Annotated in this window: 14 protein-coding genes; 2 read left to right on the top strand and 12 right to left on the bottom strand. The window is 44.2% G+C overall.

The features are described from left to right. Nucleotides 1-159: 159 nt before the first annotated feature. From L1070_RS09325 to L1070_RS09335, 3 genes are all read right to left on the bottom strand, one after another. Nucleotides 160-1,155, bottom strand: coding sequence for a zinc-binding dehydrogenase (locus L1070_RS09325; RefSeq protein WP_237125357.1), 996 nt, complete (start codon nt 1,153-1,155; stop codon nt 160-162). A 105-nt stretch (nt 1,156-1,260) separates the two neighbouring features. Next, a complete protein-coding gene (locus L1070_RS09330; protein ID WP_237125358.1) occupies nt 1,261-4,428 on the bottom strand; it encodes a multidrug efflux RND transporter permease subunit in 3,168 nt (1,055 codons plus the stop codon). A gap of 3 nt (nt 4,429-4,431) precedes the next feature. Then, on the bottom strand, nt 4,432-5,616 hold the full coding sequence (locus tag L1070_RS09335) for an efflux RND transporter periplasmic adaptor subunit (protein ID WP_237125359.1): 1,185 nt from the start codon (nt 5,614-5,616) through the stop codon (nt 4,432-4,434). Between the two features lie 122 nt (nt 5,617-5,738). On the opposite strand from L1070_RS09335, the gene L1070_RS09340 reads away from it, so the two are divergent. Further along, complete coding sequence (locus tag L1070_RS09340; protein WP_070986851.1) at nt 5,739-6,710, top strand: LysR family transcriptional regulator; 972 nt, start codon at nt 5,739-5,741, stop codon at nt 6,708-6,710. Nucleotides 6,711-6,772: 62 nt separating this feature from the next. On the opposite strand, the gene L1070_RS09345 is transcribed toward L1070_RS09340, so the two are convergent. From L1070_RS09345 to glk, 4 genes are all read right to left on the bottom strand, one after another. Continuing rightward, on the bottom strand, nt 6,773-8,377 hold the full coding sequence (locus L1070_RS09345; protein ID WP_237125360.1) for an EAL domain-containing protein: 1,605 nt from the start codon (nt 8,375-8,377) through the stop codon (nt 6,773-6,775). 227 nt (nt 8,378-8,604) lie between these two features. After that, the gene (locus L1070_RS09350; protein WP_070986850.1) at nt 8,605-8,844 is read right to left on the bottom strand and encodes a YdcH family protein; all 240 of its coding nucleotides are present in this window, start codon (nt 8,842-8,844) and stop codon (nt 8,605-8,607) included. A 174-nt stretch (nt 8,845-9,018) separates the two neighbouring features. Continuing rightward, nucleotides 9,019-10,032, bottom strand: a complete 1,014-nt coding sequence (locus L1070_RS09355) for a LacI family DNA-binding transcriptional regulator (protein ID WP_237125361.1) — start codon at nt 10,030-10,032, stop codon at nt 9,019-9,021. 21 nt (nt 10,033-10,053) lie between these two features. Then, nucleotides 10,054-11,052 carry a glucokinase gene (gene glk / locus L1070_RS09360; protein ID WP_070986848.1) on the bottom strand — a complete coding sequence of 333 codons (999 nt, stop codon included), beginning with the start codon at nt 11,050-11,052 and terminating at the stop codon, nt 10,054-10,056. Between the two features lie 297 nt (nt 11,053-11,349). On the opposite strand from glk, the gene L1070_RS09365 reads away from it, so the two are divergent. Next, the gene (locus L1070_RS09365) at nt 11,350-12,369 is read left to right on the top strand and encodes a LacI family DNA-binding transcriptional regulator (RefSeq protein WP_237125362.1); all 1,020 of its coding nucleotides are present in this window, start codon (nt 11,350-11,352) and stop codon (nt 12,367-12,369) included. 70 nt (nt 12,370-12,439) lie between these two features. On the opposite strand, the gene L1070_RS09370 is transcribed toward L1070_RS09365, so the two are convergent. From L1070_RS09370 to vioB, 5 genes are all read right to left on the bottom strand, one after another. Then, entirely contained in the window at nt 12,440-13,837 is a 1,398-nt protein-coding gene (locus L1070_RS09370) for a pre-peptidase C-terminal domain-containing protein (protein ID WP_237125363.1), read from the bottom strand. 492 nt (nt 13,838-14,329) lie between these two features. Next, a complete protein-coding gene (vioE, locus tag L1070_RS09375; RefSeq protein WP_237125364.1) occupies nt 14,330-14,935 on the bottom strand; it encodes a violacein biosynthesis enzyme VioE in 606 nt (201 codons plus the stop codon). 11 nt (nt 14,936-14,946) lie between these two features. Further along, complete coding sequence (locus L1070_RS09380) at nt 14,947-16,071, bottom strand: tryptophan hydroxylase (RefSeq protein ID WP_237125365.1); 1,125 nt, start codon at nt 16,069-16,071, stop codon at nt 14,947-14,949. Continuing rightward, entirely contained in the window at nt 16,071-17,360 is a 1,290-nt protein-coding gene (locus tag L1070_RS09385) for an NAD(P)/FAD-dependent oxidoreductase (RefSeq protein WP_237125366.1), read from the bottom strand. Before L1070_RS09385 ends, L1070_RS09380 begins: the two co-directional genes overlap by 1 nt. A 4-nt stretch (nt 17,361-17,364) precedes the next feature. Next, nucleotides 17,365-20,400: an iminophenyl-pyruvate dimer synthase VioB gene (gene vioB, locus L1070_RS09390; protein ID WP_237125367.1), complete on the bottom strand. Its 3,036-nt coding sequence runs from the start codon at nt 20,398-20,400 to the stop codon at nt 17,365-17,367. Between the last annotated feature and the right edge of the window lie 37 nt (nt 20,401-20,437).

A 20,437-nucleotide genomic window follows, 5' to 3' on the forward strand; every position in this document is an offset into this window, starting at 1 on the left:
TCATCACGCAAAAATGTTTCGCGTGCATTATAACGAAGGCATGCAAGAACAAATGTTAGGATTTGTAAGGAGTATTGAAAAAGTGTCGCTCAGCCTTTGCTTTGCTAAAGCCAATACTATTTAGCTAAGCCTTAGCAAAGGACTGTTAGCATAGTGAGCCTACGCTACTTTTATGCTCTGGAAGGTACCTGGCAGGTGTTGTCTTTGTTTTAACGCTCGCGCTATCTCATCGCTTTCAAAAGCGATAAGTTCATGCTTTGGCAAACGTAAACGTTCTTGCTGAAGATTTTCCATCAAGATATTACCTAGAAATGACATACGCTGCTGCGCACAAATACTCTTGGCCAGCCAAGCCCCTGGCAAAGACACCACGCCAATATTTGGTGCTTTTTTAAACAATAACGCATCATCAAGCTGGGATAAACCGGAAATACAACTGATTCGACCGCAAAATTGCAACAGTGACAATAACTCATTGGTATGTTGACCGCTGCTATCAATAACGCCCTGAACACCATCATATCCATATTGACGCTGGATCAAGTCGGCTAGATTTTCATCTTGCTCAGAGAACACTGCGTCAGCGCCCAATTCTTTTAAAAGCTCTTGATGGCCTTGTGGGCAATTACTAAACACCATGAGCCCCTGTTGTTTAGCAAATTGAATTGCCAACTGACCAGTGCACGTGTGGCCTGCTTCAATGAAAACGGAATCACCTTCGTCTAACTGCAGTTTTAGCAAGGCAATTAACGCCGTCATCCCCGGTGTTGGCAGGCAAGCTGCTACGATTGGGTCAACGTGTTCAGGCACCACTGCCAAGGCATAGTTTGCCACAGCGGCATATTCACTCATCACACCTGGCGTGCTGATATCATTGTGCCACATCACGCGCGTACCAACTTGTGGATGCATTCCTTTTGGCGCATCAACCACAGTACCAACCGCATCAAAGCCAAATACGCGTGGATACTGCCAACAAGGCGTGCCTTGTTGGGCAAATTTCTCGTCTAAGCTGCCTAGCCCTGTGTATTCCACCTTCACTAACACTTGCTGTGCTGTTGGTTTTGGCGTGCTTAACTGAGCCTGCTGCAAACGAAAGTGTACACCTGGCTCTGCAAGTAAAATACCGCTCATGGTTTCAGGAATTGTTGTCACGCGATTCTCATTCATTTCTATTTTGGAGGCTGATTAGTTGTATGTAATGTTCTAATAACCGTTTTAATTATTAGAACATTCATTGTTGTACAGCTCAACTATAAGTTAATCATGTGTCAAAATCTGGCTAGACTTTGCTACATTTTTAGCGCTTTTGCTACTCACCAACATATAAAACACCGGTGTAAATAGCAATCCAAATAACGTTACGCCCAACATGCCAAAGAATACTGCGACCCCCATGGCATGGCGCATTTCAGCTCCCGCCCCTGACGCTAGCACCAAAGGAATAACCCCAGCCGTGAACGCAATCGAGGTCATCAAAATTGGTCTAAGACGCAGTCTACAAGCGGTGATGATTGCCTCTAGTGCTGTTTGACCATCATCATTTTGCTCTTTAGCAAACTCAACCATCAAAATGGCGTTCTTACACGCCAAAGCAACCAACACGATTAGAGCTATTTGCGTGAATATATTGTTATCTCCGCCTATCCACCAAACACCAAGTAATGCAGAGAAGATAGTCATTGGAACTATCAAAATGATGGCCAATGGCAGCCTTAAGCTTTCGTACTGTGCCGCCAGTACCATAAATACCAGCAGTACCACTAGCGGGAAAATATATACCATGGTATTGCCCGCTAAGATTTGCTGATAAGTCACATCAGTCCACTCAAACGCCATATCATTGGGCAGGTGCTTAGCTAATATCGCTTCCATTGCCTGCTGCGCTTGATCAGAGCTAAACCCTGGAGCTGGACTGCCGTTTAGCTCAGCACTTGGATAGCCATTGTAATGCATCACTCTATCCGGTCCCGTCGTAGGTGTCGCGGTTAAAACAGACCCCAACGGTACCATATCACCTCTTACGTTACGCACTTTTAGCGCTAATATCTGCTCAGGGTCTAAACGACTTTGTGCTTGAGCTTGCGCAGTCACTTGGTAAGTACGACCAAATAAGTTGAAGTCGTTCACGTACAAAGAACCCATATATACCTGTAGTGCGTTAAACACCTCTGATAACGGAATACCTTGCAACAGCGCCTGTTCTCTGTCGATATCGATATCCATTTGTGGTACCTGAATTCTAAAGCTTGAGAACATCCCCGTCAGCGCTGGGTCTTTTCTTGCCTCATTGGTTACAGTTTGTAATGTATTAAATAGCGCCTCAAATCCTTTATTGCCTCTGTCTTCAATTTGCAACTTAAACCCCCCTGTAGTCCCCAAACCTTGGATTGGCGGCGGAGGAAAAACAGCGACAAAGGCTTCATCAATGGCGCTAAAGCGCTTGTTAAGTTCCATCGCAATTGCCATCGCAGATAAACTTGGGTCATTACGCTTTGTAAAGTCTTCAAGCGGCGTAAACACAATGGCAGCATTGGGGCTGTTGGTAAAGCCATTGACTGACAGCCCAGGAAAAGACACCGTGTTTGCAACGCCTGGCACCTGCAATGCAATTTGTTCCATTTGCCTTGTTACAGCTTCAGTTCTATCTAAGCTCGCAGCATCAGGTAATTGCGCGATTGCGACCAAATACTGTTTATCCTGAGCTGGAATAAAACCGCCTGGCACAGCATCGAATAATTTAGCCGTCGACCCCAATAGCGCCACATACAGCACCATAACCACAGCAGACATTCTGATCAGCTTTTTAACCAGCTTTTCATACCCTTCGCTGCTTTTGTCAAAAAAACGATTAAAAGGCGCAAAGACCCAGCGACCAAATATCCTATCCAGTAGGCGTGTTAACCCATCTGGCTTGCTACCATGTGGTTTTAGTAACAAGGCTGATAACGCTGGCGACAAGGTCAGTGAATTGATCGCTGAAATGATGGTAGAAATAGTAATAGTCAGCGCAAATTGCTTATAAAACTGCCCCGATAACCCCGTGATAAACGCCGTAGGAATAAACACCGCACACAATACCAGTGCAATGGCAATAATCGGCCCTGTCACTTCATTCATTGCCAGCTTAGTGGCTTCCACTGGACTTAATCCATTGGCGATGTTGCGTTCAACATTCTCAACCACAACAATTGCATCATCAACCACGATACCAATTGCCAGCACTAAGCCAAACAACGATAAGGTATTGATAGACACACCCAACCATTGCATCACTGCGAATGTACCAACTAGAGATACCGGCACGGCTATCAATGGAATAATCGACGCACGCCATGTTTGTAGAAAAAGGATCACCACGAGCACGACCAGCACAATGGCTTCAAGCAAGGTCGTGATAACGGCATCAATTGAACCACGCACGAACACGGTCGGATCGTACACGATGTCATATTCAACGCCTTCAGGGAAAGATTCGCTCAAGCGTGCCATCGTCTGACGAACCTGATCGGACAGTTCAATCGCATTCGATCCGGGTCGTTGAAAGATAGGCATTGCAAGCGCGGGCTGGCCGTTTAACATAGCTCGCAGTGAATAGTTATCCTGGCCAAGTTCTATACGCGCGACATCTTTTAGCCTAGTAAGCGCGCCTTGCTCGCCTACTTTAATAACCACCTGTTCAAACTCTTCTATACTGCCAAGGCGGCCACGTACATTAAGCAAAACTTGAAACTCAGACTCATTCGCCGCTGGTTGCGCCCCCAAACTGCCAGCTGCAACTTGTTGGTTTTGCTCCCGTAATGCCTTAACAACATCCATCGCCGTTAATTGATTCGCCGCCAGCGCATCAGGGTTTAGCCACACCCTCATGGCGTACTTGCCACCACCAAACAGCTGTACATCTCCAACGCCAGGCAGACGAGCAATTTCGTCTTTAACGTACAAATCGGCGTAATTAGATAGATAGGTGGTATCGTGACTGTTTGTCGGTGAGTAAAGGTGTACCACCATCGTCAAGTCCGGCGAAGCCTTTTCAGCAACAACACCAAGCCTCTGTACCTCTTGAGGTAAGCGAGGTAGTGCGCTATTAACGCGGTTTTGTACTTGCACCTGCGCTCTATCCAGATCCGTGCCCAGCGCAAATGTCACTGTCAGTGTCATACGTCCATCGCTGGTCGCTTGAGAAAACATATACAGCATGTTTTGTGTGCCATTGATTTCCTGCTCAAGAGGCGTTGCCACCGTTTCTGCGATTACAGTCGGATTCGCACCCGGATAACTTGCGGATACCACGACCGTAGGCGGTACAACTTCTGGATATTCACTCACTGGAAGTTGAGACAAACTCAAAGCACCAGCAATAAAAATGACCAAAGAAAGCATCGCCGCAAATATGGGCCGTTTGATGAAAAAATGAGAAAAAGACATGCCTTATTCTCCTCGCTCGGCAACCAACAGCGACGTCTGGCTTGCAGCATTCATCACCAGCAGCTTACTATCAGGTTCAACCTCAACCATTTGTGGTGCTATCGGCATGCCTGGTCCAACTCTGGCTGGACCATTGACTGCAATCTTATCTCCTGGTTTTAAACCCGTAACAACTGCGCGCATAACGCCATAACGCTCGCCAAGCGTAACGGGTCGATACTGCAAGACATTTTGCTCATCTGTTACCAACACAAAACGATTTTTCAAATCCGTACCAATCGCTTTTTCAGGCACCAGAACCTGTTGCTGAACATCTTCAGCGGCAATGCGCACACGCACAAATGCACCAGGCTTTAACTGTGGTGTCGCAGCAAATACAGCACGGACACGTAGCGTACCTGTCTGACGGTTAATATGATTATCAACAAAATCAACAACGCCACTGTGTTCAAACTCGTGGTCTCCAAGCATTTGCATGACGACTTGCGTTTGCTTATCGCCTCGCAACTGATTGAACTGTTTGTGCCAAGTACGCTCGTTAATATCAAAATATGCATAAACGAAGTCATTGGATACCAAATGCGTTAACACACTTGTGCCTGCCTGGACTGTATTACCTGTGGTCAACTCAGCGCGAGACACAATACCATTAATAGGGGCTTTAACTTCGCTGTACGTTAAATCTAACTTAGCAGCGTCGAGCTTAGCTTGTGTTGCCATCACATTCGCCTGATGCTGGCTTAGTAAAGAGCGTCGTTGCTCAACTTCTTCTTGAGAAATAGATTTCGTTTTCAAAAGGCGCGCCGCTCTTTTTACATCGCGTTCAGCCTGAGACAACTGCGCTTTGGCGTTTGCTAATAGCGCTTCTAGTTCAGCTACTTTCACCACAAAAGGGCGCTGATCCAAGGTAAATAACACATCCCCCTCATTCACGCTTTGCCCTTCTTTGAAATTAACCGCGGCAATGTTTCCTGATACTCGCGGCCTCAGTTGCACAAAATCAACGGCCTCTAAGCGGCTGGTATAAGTAAACCAAGATTGCACTGGATATGCTTTTACCGCAGTAACATCTATAGGTTGTTTAAATGCTTGGGCGCTTTGTGCTGGGGCCTCGGCATGTGATTCACTACATCCTGTCATATAGGCTAAGCAGCCCAGAATCGCTATTGTCACGAGTGATTTTTTCATGGTTTTATCTCCTAGTACTGATAGCAATACAGTCTATAGATCAGAAAAGAGCCAAAAAAGCATCGTTTTTTAAATTATTTAATGCCAAAATGGCACCAATAGAAATCTAAGAGAAACTGAATATGGACACAAGTACACGCTTATTAATGTTTTTAGATGTTGTTGAACGTGGCTCTTTTGCCAAGGCAGCTCAAAACAGGAACATTGACCGTTCGGTTATCTCTAAACAAATCAGTAAATTAGAAGATGAACTCAGTGTTAGATTGTTAAATCGTACCACCCGCTCGTTTTCGTTGACGGCTGCGGGAGCCGAAATGGTAAAAAAGGCGCAGCAACTTAGGAAGCTACTCAGTGAGACTCAGTTACTTGCAGAGAACTACCACACCGAGCCCAAAGGGTTGTTGAAAATCACCAGTTCGACGATTATCGGTAGGCGCTACGTACAGCCTGTGGTTAACGAATTTCAAAAACGCTTTCCGCAGGTTGAGGTTGAGTTGCGACTCGAGGACAGGCTAGTGGATATAGTTGGTGAAGGCTATGATCTGGCGTTTCGCGTTGGTGAACCAAAAGACTCTACCCTCATTGCCCGCAAAATAGCCCGAAATCGACTCATAATTCTAGCTACTTCACAATTTATTGAAACCTATGGTGAACCGAAAACCATGCAAGATCTCGCCAGATTACCAGCAGCAAGCTATGCAAGCGATGGCCTTAAGGTTACTGGCGTGCATTACCTAGATGACCACAACGAGCCACAAGAAATTCAGATTAAAAGTATCTTTAGAAGTAACGATGGTGAGTTGTTAATGATGAAGGTGCTTTCTGACACAGCCTTTTGCACTGTGCCTGCCTTTTTGGTTGATCAAGAAATTATCAATGGCCAACTGGTGCCGCTACTGACCGATGTCAAGTTAACTGATTATTCTGCGTTATATGCTGTTTATCCGCATCGAGATTTACCCGTCAGAACACGGCTATTTTTTGATGCAATGCGTGAATATATAGGCAAAGATACGCCCATTTGGGAGAATAATATACCTGAGTTTGATAAATTGTATGGCTTCCAAGCTCCAGTAAAAGCACCGCTTTTCTAGCGGTACTAAGACGACAATCGGACGACATTTCAAAGCCTAGCGCTACGATGTAAGGCACATGATTAGTATTTCTTTAAAACACTTTTGACTAAGCCATTTGATTTGATCCATTTTATACATTCATCCAATGGCAGCGCCTCACAAATATTATACCCTTGCAAATAGTCGCACTCGATACTGGTTAAATAACTCGCCACTTTGTCATGATTTACACCCTCTGCCACAACGGAGCATTTAAGGCGTTTAGCCATAAACATGGTTGTTTCTACAATGATCTGCGCTTTTTCATCTTTCACGCACCCCTCAATAAACGAGCGGTCGATTTTTATCTGCGATACAGGCAGATCCTTAAGTAACTTAAACGAAGAGAAGCCAGTACCGAAATCATCGATACTCACCGCAAACCCCATCTCAATAAGCACCTCTATTAATGCCTGTGTTTGCGCCAAATCGGCCACCATCATGCTTTCTGTCAATTCAAAGGTGATATGCTTAGCTGCAACTTGATTACCACTGAGCAAACTCGCTAACAGATTGACTAGCTCTTTGTTCAAAAAGTCATGGCTGGATAGATTTATATGAACCATTAAATGTTTATCACATGCCAGTAATGCTGGTAAGTCTGCAAACACTCTTTTTATTACAAATAAACTGAGCTGGCGAATTAAGTTACTACTCTCTGCAACAGGCACAAAATGTTCCGGCATCATAATTGTACCATTTGCTTGCGGCCATCGAGCCAGCGCCTCTACGCCATGAACTTCAGCACTTTTCGCTTTAATCATCGGCTGATAAAATACTTTCAATGTATGTTGCGCAAATGCCTCTTTAAGGCCGACTGAGATATGAAACTCCTGATCACACCCCTTGTGTAATACATCATCAAATATCACCAACGACTGGCGAGAACGTTTTGCACTATACATGGCAATATCGGCTTCACGTAACAAGGTAATACAATCTCTTTGTTCATCGCCATGATATACGCTCACACCTGCGCTGTAGTGTACATCAACTGCCACATCTTCAATCTGTAAAGGGTACTCTAGCGCTTTAATAAGTGCATTATTTTGCGCATAAATCGTTCTTTCTTCGGTGCCATCAATCAGTATTACAAACTCATCTCCGCCCATGCGAAATAGTGTGCTGCCGGGTGATAACGCTTCTGTCAGTCTCTGTGATAAGGCAACCAGTACTTTGTCTCCAAACAAATGCCCCACAGAATCATTAATTTGTTTGAAATTATTTAGGTCAACCAACATGACGGCAAAGGCATGGCCTTGGGAAATTTTTGTCTCTATGGTATTAACACAATGTTCTCGATTATTCAGCTTGGTTAAGAAGTCTGTTTGCGCGTGAAAGCGCTCATCTTCAACAAGTTTTGCCAGTGCTTTTAAACTTTGATGGGCCATATGATTGACGATTAAAACAAAGATTGAACCAAAAAACAGAATACTCGCTAAACCCACGTTGAGTAGCTCAACTTGTTCTCGTTCAAATAAGTAGGCCGTAAATGCACTATAGCCCAGTATAAAAAAGACGATTAAACCAAATAACACGCGCCAACCAAATTGACGAGAAATCTGACATATTTTATATGCCCAGTGAAGAGATAGGCATAGCCCAGTAACTCCAGCGATAACAAGAATGAGCGCTAACAATCCCACATATGTACACCATCATAAAAGCAATGACTAAGAGTATAGTGGAAAATATTACACTCGGATTTTTAACTGCTTTGAGCTTTGTCGATGAATGGCTTTTCCATTGTTTTTTGAGTTATGCCTATAGAGTGTGATAGAAAAACATGCCAGATATTGGCATAAAACCGATCTATCCAACCCACCTGAAATATGCCTTATGGTACTATTTCGGTGGGTTGGGCTTTACTTCTTTATGCGCACTTTAAGATACGATACAACTGATCTTTTAAATGCAAACGCTGTTTTTTGAGTGATTCTAAATACTCATCAGAGGTATTTTCTACCCCTTCTTCGATGCGGACAACCTCATGATCGACATTGTGATAATCTTCAAACAGTCGAGCAAAATGACGGTCTTTCATTTTTAACTCATGAATTTTATCTTTAAACTCTGGTAACTCTTTAGCAAGACTATGGCGCTCAATATTCATTATTCAATTCCTATTGTCTGTTGTTATACACTTATCATTAGCTGATAGCCTTACAGTACGCCTGAGCAAGTAAGTTATCCTTGATCCAACACAAGTTTGCGTGACTATTAACATAAAAAAAGCCCTGCTATGTGCAGGGCTTTTGGGCAAGTATAATAATTGAAATCGAATACTTTACTTATAGTTTGCCGTTGACTCACGGGTAATGAGTTTCGCTTCAAGCGTGGCCTGATAAACAGGCGTTTGCTCATCGCTTATTTGCAAAATGAGTTGCTCTACTGCTTGACGCGTCATTTCTTCTACCGGTTGTGCGATAGTTGTCAGTCCCGGCCAGATATGGCGGGCAATTGGCGCATTATCAAAGCCGGCGATAGAAATATCTTCAGGCACTTTTAATTGCCTTTGTGTAGCGAGCTTTAACACCGCCGCTGCCATGTAATCATTTGACGCAAACACTGCACTTGGCCTTGGGCTCAGATCTAATATCTCCTTTGCACTATCAGCACCAGAGTGATAACTAAAGTTACCCTCGGCAACCAGTTTCGGATTAAAGGTTATATTATGCTCGGCCAATGCGCGCTGATACCCACAGAAACGCTGTTCGGTGGCGCTGTGATCTGGGTGACCTTTGATAAAGGCGATATTGCTATGGCCCAATTCAATCAAATGCTCCGTGATCTCGTAAGCCCCTTGCTCATCATTGCTGCGTACAGAAATAGACTCAGCATCATCGATAGCCGATGCAACGCGTGCAAAGTGCACTTTCTTCTTCTTCAGAAAATTAATGAGCTCTTGTGAGTCTGAAAATGGCGGCGTTAGCACCATACCATCGAGTCTTGAGGTGGTAAGTAGGTGTTCAATATTGGCAATGAGCTCTTCACCACGCAGCTCACACGGATGAATTAGCAAGTTATAGTGATGCTTGTGGCAAGCTTCCAACGCGCCGCTTTGTACACGAGTTATGTAACTTTTACTTGGGTTATCGTACAAGCAGCCAATAATGAAGCTTCTATTTCTAGCCAATCCGCGAGCAATGGGGTTTGGCGTATAGTCTAGCTCTTTAAAGACTTTCAGTACTTTCTCACGTGTTGCTGGGCTAACGTTAGGCTCATTGTTAAGGACTCTGGAAACCGTTTTTTTAGATACGCCAGCGTAAGTTGCAACACTATTGATGGTTACTTTTTTCATGCAATTATTCCAAGCCTCTTGCTATGCGCGTCGCTCATGCAAACATGCGGCGGCACCAATAAGAGGAATATTGTCTTGTACTACTAAAGTCACCGGGATCTGTCCAACGTACTGTGACATTAACCCTTTCTCAGTGAATCGTTCAATAAATCGACTTGATAATAAGCGATCTGTCATGCGAGGTAAAATCCCCCCACCTATATATACACCGCCAAGTGCACCAAAGGTCAGCGCTAAATCACCCGCTACGCTACCCATCCAGTCACAAAAATGTGTCAAGGTTGCATCACAGACTTCACATTCCGGTGCCAACTGGCTGATTTGCGAAGCATTTAGATCCATGGGGGTATGGCCCTTTACTTCGGCCATAGCACGGTACAAACGAGCGATGCCTGGGCCCGAGAATACACTCTCAATAGACACATGTTGTAAATTCGATCGCAACGCATGAAGCAGTTGTCTATCAAGCGCTGTCACCGGTGCCAGATTAATATGCCCGGCTTCACAACTCATCACCGCACTGCCATTTATGTCTCGCGCTAAACACGCTGCGCCAAAACCAGTGCCCGGTCCCATTACAGCAATATTGGCGTCTGGTTCAGGTTGACCTGACTTAATAATTAAGTTCTGTTTTGTATCCAAGTACGGTGCTGCGTAGGCAAAAGCCGCAAAATCGTTGATAACCGCTAATTCGTCAAATTGCATCTGCTCTTTGAGCGGTGCGATACCGAAATGCCAACCAAGGTTAGTTAAATAAACCTGTTGTGACTTAATTGGACCTGCGACTGCAAGACATGCTCTTTTTGGTCTATCTATCGGTAATTGGCTTAGAAAGCGAGTTAAAGCAGCTTCAAATGATTGGAAATCTGCACTTGGGTAAGTGATCTGATGTTGTATTTCGAATTGACGAGTTTGCTGGCAATAATGAGTGACGATAGCAAACCTTGCATTCGTTCCACCGATATCGGCAACGACAATCGGATCAAAATCTTGATGTTGGTAACTTGTTGTCTGGGTCATGTTGTTTTCTCTTTTGTCATTGCGCGATACGCGCTTATTTTTATGCACCAAGCCCAGGTTGCCAGTGCAAGTATTTCTATTGGTCATTCAGTTAATTTTGCACGCTAACTGACGTAAAAAAGTGCTGCCCACACAAGTTGGGCAGCCAATACGTTTTGACAACAAAATGATAAAACACCGACATTATGACACCGGTGTCAGAAAGTGGCAATAAAAAATTTATGATTATGGCGAAATTGGTTGAAATATTTGTTCAGATCCTGACAATAACCAAGTTAACTACTGTTGAGTACAAAAATGAAGCATAAAGGTAAAGCAACATCATTTGATATTGCCCACTACGCTGGTGTATCCCAGTCCACGGTTTCGCGTGCGCTGAGAAATAGCCCCTTGGTCAATGAAGAAACTCGACGTAAAGTGCACGAGGTGGCAGCAAAACTAAACTACAAAGTAGATAAAAACGCCAGCAATTTACGTACCCAGCAAAGTAGTACTTTAGCGCTGTTGTTGTTTGAAGACCCGACGACAGATGAGTCACAAATCAATCCCTTCTTTTTAAGTATGCTCGGCAGTATTACACGCGCTTGTGCCAAAGAAGGGTATGACTTGTTAGTCTCTTTTCAATCAAGCAGCCAAGATTGGCGCGCCGATTATGAAGATAGCCATCGCGCCGACGGTATAATTTTACTCGGCTATGGCGATTACTTGGACTATCAGTCTCGGTTACAACAATTGTTAGAACAAAACACTAAATTTGTTTGTTGGGGTGCTAAGGTTGATGGCCGGCCCGACTTAACAGTAAGTTGTGACAACTATGGCGGTGGACAACTTGCCGCACAGCATTTAATTGAACAAAAACGCACAGATTGTGCTTTCATAGGTGATGCATCACATCATAGCCCTGAGTTTTTTGCTCGCTATCAAGGATTTAGAGACACATTTTTGGCACAAGGCATACAACTGAATGAACGCAAAATTGCCAATGCCATCTCTACCGAAGACTCTGGTTATCATGCGACTAAATCTCTCATCGCTAATAACGTTCACTTTAATGCCCTATTTGCTGCCAGTGATTTGATAGCCATCGGTGCAATCCGTGCACTGCAAGAAGCCGGTATTATGGTGCCCAATGATGTTCGTGTCGTTGGCTTTGATAACATACCTGCAGCAAGTTATGTATCTCCTGCCCTCACTACAGTACAACAGAACACAACCTTGGCGGGACAAATGCTGGTCTCAAACTTACTTAGCTTGATCCGTGGTGAAGAAGTAGAGTCAACTTTATTACCACCTAATCTTATCGTCAGAAATACCTAAGCCAGTAAAAAGCGCACAACCCAAGATATTGAATTGTGCGCTATAAAACAAAAGTTATACCGGGCCCACTCTAGTAAGGGTTAGTCGGCAGATAGAAGTTCGTTAAATTACCATCAATTGACATCATTAACTCTGAACCTGTGTGTGTATGGCTATAAACATTATAGTTATCACCGCTTTGCAGCTTCACTCGTAATATATCCTGATATTCAACAGCCTGCCCACATGCCAACGCCAGTCTTTGGGTTTGTGCCGTTTCTTTGAGGATGTAAATTGACCCACTGCCATCAACAACTCCATTACCATCTGCGGTAATATAGATAGAAGTCGCTTCATCTGCGGCAATGTTGAAATGCGCACTGCTGTGCCTTGCCAATGATACCGCCGCGCGACCCATTCTATCTCGCTCAGCAAAATGTGTATCGGTCAAGGCATTGCTTAGCATTGGGATAGAGACAAACGTACTACTGAAGTTAAGCGTTTCATGACAATAATCCGTAACCACTTCACTAGAAATCGCACCAAGCACACCATCAGGGTCATAGATGCTGTCGGCCATCAATGCCATACCAGCCGAAGTACCACCCACAACGCCCCCTTTGTCAAACACGTGCTGAACCGCCGTTTGTACAGCTGTACCCTGCCATTGGTTGAGATAATCGGACTGGTCTCCTCCTGCAAACCAGACAAACTCCGCACTGCGAATAGCCCACTCTACATACGGGTCGTTAGCTTTGCTGATAGAGTCAACAATCAGGGTTTCTACTGAATCAGCATTCATAAGTGCCAGTAGATAATCGTTATACGCATCGGTGCCCGATGTGCGCAGCACCACCACATCAGCGCCAGTACCAACATGTGGCGTCACTCGTTGATTGAAAGCAGCGTCTACATCCGTGCCACCGCCCATCAACAAGGTTGCCCCGTTGCCTGAGGTCAGAACATTACAGGTATCAGCACTGTTGCCCGCTATGTAGGCTTTCAGTGCGCCAGGTTTTGACGGTCGTGCGCCATAGTTACAACTACCACTCGGTGGTGGAGGTGGTGTGGTATTTTCGTCAAAGCTTACGTTTAGATCATACCAACCCGAACCGCTATAACGCGTTAACTTGACATAATACGTGCCGGTGGATGTTGCTTGATAACTGCCAGACTCGGGCACTTGGCTGGTTTCTCTACTGGCCACCGCAGGGCCTGTTTCTTGATACAAGAACCAGTCAAAATCATCACCGCTACTGTGATCCAATGAAATATCAATAGTCCCTGTTTGCGTCACTTCAAAAGAAAACCAATCAACATCGTTTCTTGATAGTTCTCCAGTGACTAGCGTATTACTACACACGCCACTATTGGCACTGCTTTCAGTATTATTTGATTCGATTTCATTGGTTAGACATGCGTAGCTGTTTGCGCTTGCAAGCAAACAGGCTGCTAGTGATGCAGATAGAATGTTCATGTTGTTTTTCATAATAATTTACCTGAATTTTAATAGTTATAATTATTCCTGCCGCAACGAAAATGTGGGCATAGTTAGGCTTTAAAATTCAGGTGAGGTTATTCGTCGAACCACTCACTCAAGTGGTAGTCAACCGAACATTCATGCAGATCACTAGGGCGTAGTACGATAACTTTAAACATATACGTCTCCTAAATGATTGTTGAAGAAATTAAGATTAAGCAGATGTTAATATCCGCCCAAAAAATATGGCACGCAAAAACCTGCATTTCAACATTTATTATCAATTATCTTAATTTATTTACAAAAACAGGCGAGAAAGAGGTGGAGAAATATTCAGTTAACACCTTGATGTTTTTACTTACTTTTAAAAAATTACCGATTATAGTTGCATTAATAACAATTTAATTTTTAATTTCAATGCTTGCTGCTGACCCAGCATTCATGACCAACCATGTTGGTTAACATGGTTGGCATGCCTCATTCTCAGTACCAAATAATCGCCTATTCGAGCGATTTTAATTTGGTAACGTCAAACGTACTCGCTGGTATATCTAACGTATTAAAGTTTGGAAAATCACGAACAGATGCATGAACGTTAGGATCACCTGTGATCATTCTTAATAGCTGATTGGTACCCGTTGCAAAATAATAAGTTGCAGGCCCCTTGCCATGCGGCCTTTCGAAGGTCCATGCCTCGGCGGATTGCCCCAATACATCGTGCAAACCGGTAAATTGTGCATTGCACTGTATCAGCACATCTTGAGTTAAAATTAACTCATGGCAGGCATCCACTTCGTCATTGAGAACCGATTCAATAAATTCACTAGGCATATTAGTATGTGCTCTCGTGTAAGCCACTTTTGCCTTGAAGGATTCATTGCTGCTCGGATACATAATTTCTGACATCCATAAACGATGTCCCTTTTGTGCTTCGCTCCAAGGGTTAAATAGTCCATCAATACGACATACGTTTTTAGTGTAATCAAACCAACAGTAACCTGAGGTAATATCATCTTCGGGCAACATAGGTTGCCAGTAAGAGATATAACTACTACTCCACTTGTTCGGGAGTCTTGGTGGTACTTTATCCAATCTATTCAGTTCCATTGTAATACCTTTTAACGTTTCAACGCGTATTTGAGTGCAGCTTCCAATGCCTCTGGCAGCGCAGGTAATGACGCACGTCTTTGTGCAAACGCTTGGGCAATCTCTGGGGTTGTCAGATGCATGTTATCTTCTGCACTTTCAAACCAAAGTCGGCTAATTTCGGCATGTTGACTGAACAACTTCATTACAGGCATGACACGTTGGTTGAAGTCTTGCAACGCAACCTCTACATTTTGGCTATGCTCATGTACTGATTTGACTAACAATTGCGCACCAACAACCGCCATAGTCGTACCATGTCCTATTGAGAAATGGCCTGATTGCAATGCATCCCCTAGCAACACCACATTACCATCGTAGGCTTTTTCATGGCTTAATGTCATAAACTGACGCCATTTTAAGCCAGCTTGCGCAATAACAGGCTGCGCATCAAGCTCTTGGCTAAATACGCCTGCAATGAACTGCTCAGCTTGCTCAGGTGACATATCGTCCAACCCAGACTTTTGATATGTCTGTTCACTACACTCAACAACAAAAGTACTCATTTTACTGGAGTATTTGTATGAGTGAGCGACAAACACGCCGCTTGAGTGTGCTTTGAAAATCAGGTTCATTTCGTTAAATATCTGCGGTGTGCCGTACCACATGTAACGGTTTTTACCAAAATCCACCTTAGGCTTAAGTGCTTCACGATAGAAATGTGCGCTCTGGCTGATGCCATTCGAGACCACCACAAGATCATATTGGTCAGCGGCTAATTGCGCCTCTTCTAGCACAGGTTGCTCATACTCAATGTTAATATCAAGGCTTTGGCAAAGCTCACGAAGCGCTTTGATCATTGATTTTCTTTCTGCACCACACAATGTCACGCCAGTACTTTTCATCGCACTATCATTGTGATGCGTCAGTTTGAAGGTTTCTAAATATTGCGCATCTAACGTTTCATGATCCAACAAGTAGGATAATGGATTGGCTGGATGATGAGGCGCTCTGCCGGGTAAGACAACGCCCCAACCAACACTCTCTTCTTGGTTATTTTTTTCTATGATACGGATATGCCACTGCGGATTGAGCTTTTTAATTTGACTTGCAAACATTAACCCAGCCGGACCTGCACCTATCACTAAAATGTTCATTAGTTCATTCTCCCTATTTTGTACCAAACATTTTGTTTTTGTTGAACATCCCTAAGCTCGCTGTACGCCATAGAGGTGAAATACAGCTTTTCAGCCATATCTGGCGGATAGAGACCGGGAAATTTTTGATTCATGTATCGAGCAAAACGCGCTCGCATAAAAAAGATGGGATTAGAACAAGACAGCACTTCATAGTTAGCGCGCGCCATGTCTTGCATCGCATCGGCCTCTTTCTTACGTAACTGCGTGAATTTAGGCAAAATCTCATCTTGATCGCCTTCATATTCTTCGAATAACTGATCCAAAACATAGGCATCTTCAAGCGCCATATTCATGCCCTGACCCAAAAATGGTGCGGTGGCATGCGCAGAGTCACCGATTAGAACCGCCTTGTTTTTGTAATGGAATGTAGACGAGCGAACATTGATTAAATCATTGCTGGGTTTTTCCATGAATTGTTCGAATAAAGATTGACGAACATCGTCTGGCACCATTGAGTAGTACTTTTCGAAAAAAGCTCGCATGGCGGTGCTATCTTTGCTGTGCAAACTCACCTGGCCTGTGTAAGGTAAACACACGGCAAAACTGATACTTCCATCGGGGATAGTTGCCGCCCTACCCGCGAACTCTCCGCCTGAGTCCATACCAAAGAAGTATAATAAATCTTTACGCAGTCCAACCTTAGACGCATCTGGGATCACCAATGTCTTGTAGCCATGCTTAAAGAATGATTGATGGAACTCAAAACGACGACAGTGTGTTTGCATCGCATCACGTACACTCGAACGTGCCCCATCAGCGGCAATAATTAAGTCCCCTTTGTGAGTCACAAAGTTGCCAGACGCATCTTGGGTTAAAATACTGGCATTATCTAAATCGACTTCAACACAACGTTGGTGATAGTGATATGTCACATCAGCTTGATGCGCATACTTATTTAATAAAACCTGAAACGCACTGCGGCTAAGCGATAAGGGCTGTAATTTATCAATTGGCGGTAACTCTCGTACTTTGGCCTGCCCTTTGACGAAAAACGCCATGCCCGACACTTGCACACCACATGCTTGCAACTCTTGCAAAGGAATACCCGCAGCGACTACCGCTTCGATACCCCGTACCGTCATGCTCACACCAATCGCTCTTGAGCTTACTTGGTCAATGTAGTCTGCTTGATTGTCTAGCGGGTTCCCTCTTTTCTCAATTATATGCACTTCATAGCCGCGTCTTGCGAGATAAATAGCAGTCAGGCCACCTGCCAAACCGCCGCCGACGATGATTATTTTTTTCATTGTATTAGCCTTCCCTTGAAAGATTTCCTGTTGCGAGATCTGCCATTTGTTGTTGGAAAAACTCCAGCAGCTCTATTTGCGTGTCAGGTGTTTGAATTAGATCTAAATTTCTTGCCATATCGGCCAAATCTGCGCAGCGTTGCGATAATTGCGCGCAGCCTTTTGCATAGTCAGTTGCAATTGATGACTCAACAGGTTCAGGCACTGGTGGCCCAGCATTGCGCCCAGGTGTACCTGAGGGCAAGGTCATCAAATGCACCGAAAGCGGGCGTAGAATTCCCGTCATTAGGTCTATTGCAGCATTCATTAAACGAGAACGGCGTAAACTGCCTTTTGGGGTTTGCGCAAAATGATGCATCATGATTTGAAACATCAACTCGTGACATTCTTTGTAAAATCTCATCAACGATTGCGCTTGCGGGTTAGTAACCAGATTACACCCAGCTCGCGCTTGGAAAACCGGGTTTTTAAGCACCGGATAAGCTCCCTCAAAAGGCACATCTTGCTGGTTGAGCACTTTAGAGATCTGACGAAGGCGGTTAAAGTGACTGAGCTCAAATTGCTCAGTTTGCTCACTCACACCTTCCCCTTGTTCCGTCACAAACTCAATCGCAAACAATGCCGTTTCACGGTTATAGACCTCAAATTGATAACCCGGATAATTACGATTCACCACTTCATTCAAAAACAGGTGATGTTCTCCACCAGAGTGTATATTGCCTTGCGGATAAAGGTCTGGCAGCTCTTCAAAAGCCTGTTTTATATCTGCGTAGAAATCAGCAATAGAGCGGCCAATAGTCGGAATAAAAGTCGGCCACTCGAAGCGCACAAATTTGGCCATCGTCTGTGCACTGAACGGCTCAAATGAGAAGTCAGTGTCTAGACCAAAAGTACTGTGCGCCTGCTCACCTAGGACTGGCGCCCCCGCATAGAATGGCTCTCCCAGCGACATCAACAAGTTATTGACCACCAGATAATGGATCATTTCTTCATGTGCTATTTCCAAAAGCACGCCTCGCCAACCACTGTTATGCCTTCTATCAGAGCCGCCATTAACAAGCTCTAGTTGCTCATTAGTCCAACGTCCCGCCTTAACAAATTGCTCTCCAGAGGCATAAGTTGGCAACGAATATGCGCTATATAAATACTGCAACATGATAGATAGCTCGAGGTCGACGGCATCTCTAAGAGACTGAATAAGTTGAGCTTTATTTTTAATCTTGCCAGTAATGGCTAACTCTGTGTTACAGGGTGGCAAAGTTTTAGGAATGGCCGAGTTTTCAACATTGCTAAGATATTTCAAGAACAAATAAGACTGTGCCTGCGACATCTCACGCGTGCTAGGCATGTAATAGCTCTTGTGTTTGTTGTTGGGATCGCACATCTGCCACATTAAGCGCGCGTATGTTTCACACTTACATTTATCCGCCATGCTAAACACTTTGTCTGCCATAAACGGGTATATAAACTCGTAATAAGCCATGACATTTTCATACAAAAAGTCATAGTCAACCTGCTCATCTGGCGTATCCAATAAAGCCCAATCATCACTGAGCACACGCACCTTTATTGGGCTATGTTGCTCACCTAAAAAGATTTGTCCGCTGCCTGCAGATAAAGCTTCAACTAAAAACTGACCGCGACCATCGTCAGCGGTTTCAAGAAACGCATCACAAGATAATAAATCCGTTGTGCAATTGTGGCTCGCCAGCTTATTTATTGCCCGAGGTGCCCCTCGAAAATAACTGTAGACATCTATGAGCTGGTTACTTTTTTGCTGTGATTTAGGATTTGGCGACTCCATATAGGTAATGTGCTGCTCCCCTTGAACGTACCAATCCACTTCATGCCAGCTATGTTGATCGCTCACCAATTTAAGCGACAAGTTGGCAAGATCCGAGACACTTAATTCTATTGGAATATCGATGATACCAGCACACTCAAGACTGTTTTTGTACAAGGCCTCTGGAATTATCGCAAGCGTTTGACCCTCTTTACTCTGTAGTTTCAGATCACCAAGTGATACCTTGTCGGCCAGTTTCGCAGGCATGCCGGACTCAACCGGCAAAGTCTCTAAATAACCTTGATGACCCACACTGATTGCCATATTCAGGCTCAACCAATGCTGCGAAGCCTGCAGCACGATATTTGAAAAGTGCTCTTGGTTGTCAGGTTGTAACACTCTACCCACCGGACAAGTGGCCATTTCATGCTCACGCCATAGCCCAATACTGCCGTGCAAATCGCAAAATACTGGCATATTCGGCTGAGTTGGTGGCGACAGGTTACTCACACAATATTGCACTACCAGCCCTTTTACATCGGGTTGCGCCAGTGCCAATTTAAGCTGTTCTAGAAATTCAGACTCTAAGTTCAACTGGTTGATAAGAAAGTCTTTAGAATGTTTACTCACGGTAAATTGAAAAAGTCGAGCAGCAGCGAGATCGGCTGCAAAAGCATGGGGTTGCTCCTGCTCTATGTAGCCTGGATTTAGCCAACGTACTCCATGAGTACAATCTATATCAGCAGATAATACATGCGCTGTATTGGCTTCACTGTTTGGTGCGCTAACGGTAAGTTGTCCGGCGTATATCAGCGCAGAATCCGCTCGCGTTGGGTCATTGTCGACCCAGCGGGCACGATTAAATGAGGTTCGCAAATATTCATTATAGTGGCCCCAAAGATTCAGTGTACCGCCTAGCAACGGATCATGCTGTAAACACTCCCCTGGGCGAATTTGCAGTGCCGTAATTTGTGTATCATGCCATGAGAAGTGGTTGTTCCCCATCATGTTATAACCACATGCTAGGTTAAACTGTCCATTTTCATCTACTTCGCCTCGAGCATTAATTTTTGGCCCCAGTGACTGTAAATACTCATGATATGCCTTTGGAGGCATCTTAACATCAACTGCTTGACCTTCATGTAATACCGTATTCGTTGCAATATCCAAGGTATTATTGATATTGCGGTTAGCCGTTGGCACGTTAACTCTTGCTACGCCTTTAAAATGTATTCGTGGGAAATCTAGAACACTCATTTATCGTTCACTTATTTCTTTTGTATTGATTTGAAAC

The organism is Pseudoalteromonas sp. MMG022, assembly GCF_021654245.1.
GTDB classification, from domain to species: Bacteria; Pseudomonadota; Gammaproteobacteria; order Enterobacterales; family Alteromonadaceae; genus Pseudoalteromonas; species Pseudoalteromonas amylolytica.

Excerpts from the sequence above, each read along its gene's own strand:
- L1070_RS09330 (WP_237125358.1), bottom strand. The coding sequence starts at position 4,428 with ATGTCTTTTTCTCATTTTTTCATCAAACGGCCCATATTTGCGGCGATG.
- L1070_RS09335 (WP_237125359.1), bottom strand. The coding sequence starts at position 5,616 with ATGAAAAAATCACTCGTGACAATAGCGATTCTGGGCTGCTTAGCCTAT.
- L1070_RS09340 (WP_070986851.1), top strand. The coding sequence starts at position 5,739 with ATGGACACAAGTACACGCTTATTAATGTTTTTAGATGTTGTTGAACGT.
- L1070_RS09350 (WP_070986850.1), bottom strand. The coding sequence starts at position 8,844 with ATGAATATTGAGCGCCATAGTCTTGCTAAAGAGTTACCAGAGTTTAAA.
- L1070_RS09355 (WP_237125361.1), bottom strand. The coding sequence starts at position 10,032 with ATGAAAAAAGTAACCATCAATAGTGTTGCAACTTACGCTGGCGTATCT.
- glk (WP_070986848.1), bottom strand. The coding sequence starts at position 11,052 with ATGACCCAGACAACAAGTTACCAACATCAAGATTTTGATCCGATTGTC.
- L1070_RS09365 (WP_237125362.1), top strand. The coding sequence starts at position 11,350 with ATGAAGCATAAAGGTAAAGCAACATCATTTGATATTGCCCACTACGCT.
- L1070_RS09370 (WP_237125363.1), bottom strand. The coding sequence starts at position 13,837 with ATGAAAAACAACATGAACATTCTATCTGCATCACTAGCAGCCTGTTTG.
- vioE (WP_237125364.1), bottom strand. The coding sequence starts at position 14,935 with ATGGAACTGAATAGATTGGATAAAGTACCACCAAGACTCCCGAACAAG.
- L1070_RS09380 (WP_237125365.1), bottom strand. The coding sequence starts at position 16,071 with ATGAACATTTTAGTGATAGGTGCAGGTCCGGCTGGGTTAATGTTTGCA.
- L1070_RS09385 (WP_237125366.1), bottom strand. The coding sequence starts at position 17,360 with ATGAAAAAAATAATCATCGTCGGCGGCGGTTTGGCAGGTGGCCTGACT.
- vioB (WP_237125367.1), bottom strand. The coding sequence starts at position 20,400 with ATGAGTGTTCTAGATTTCCCACGAATACATTTTAAAGGCGTAGCAAGA.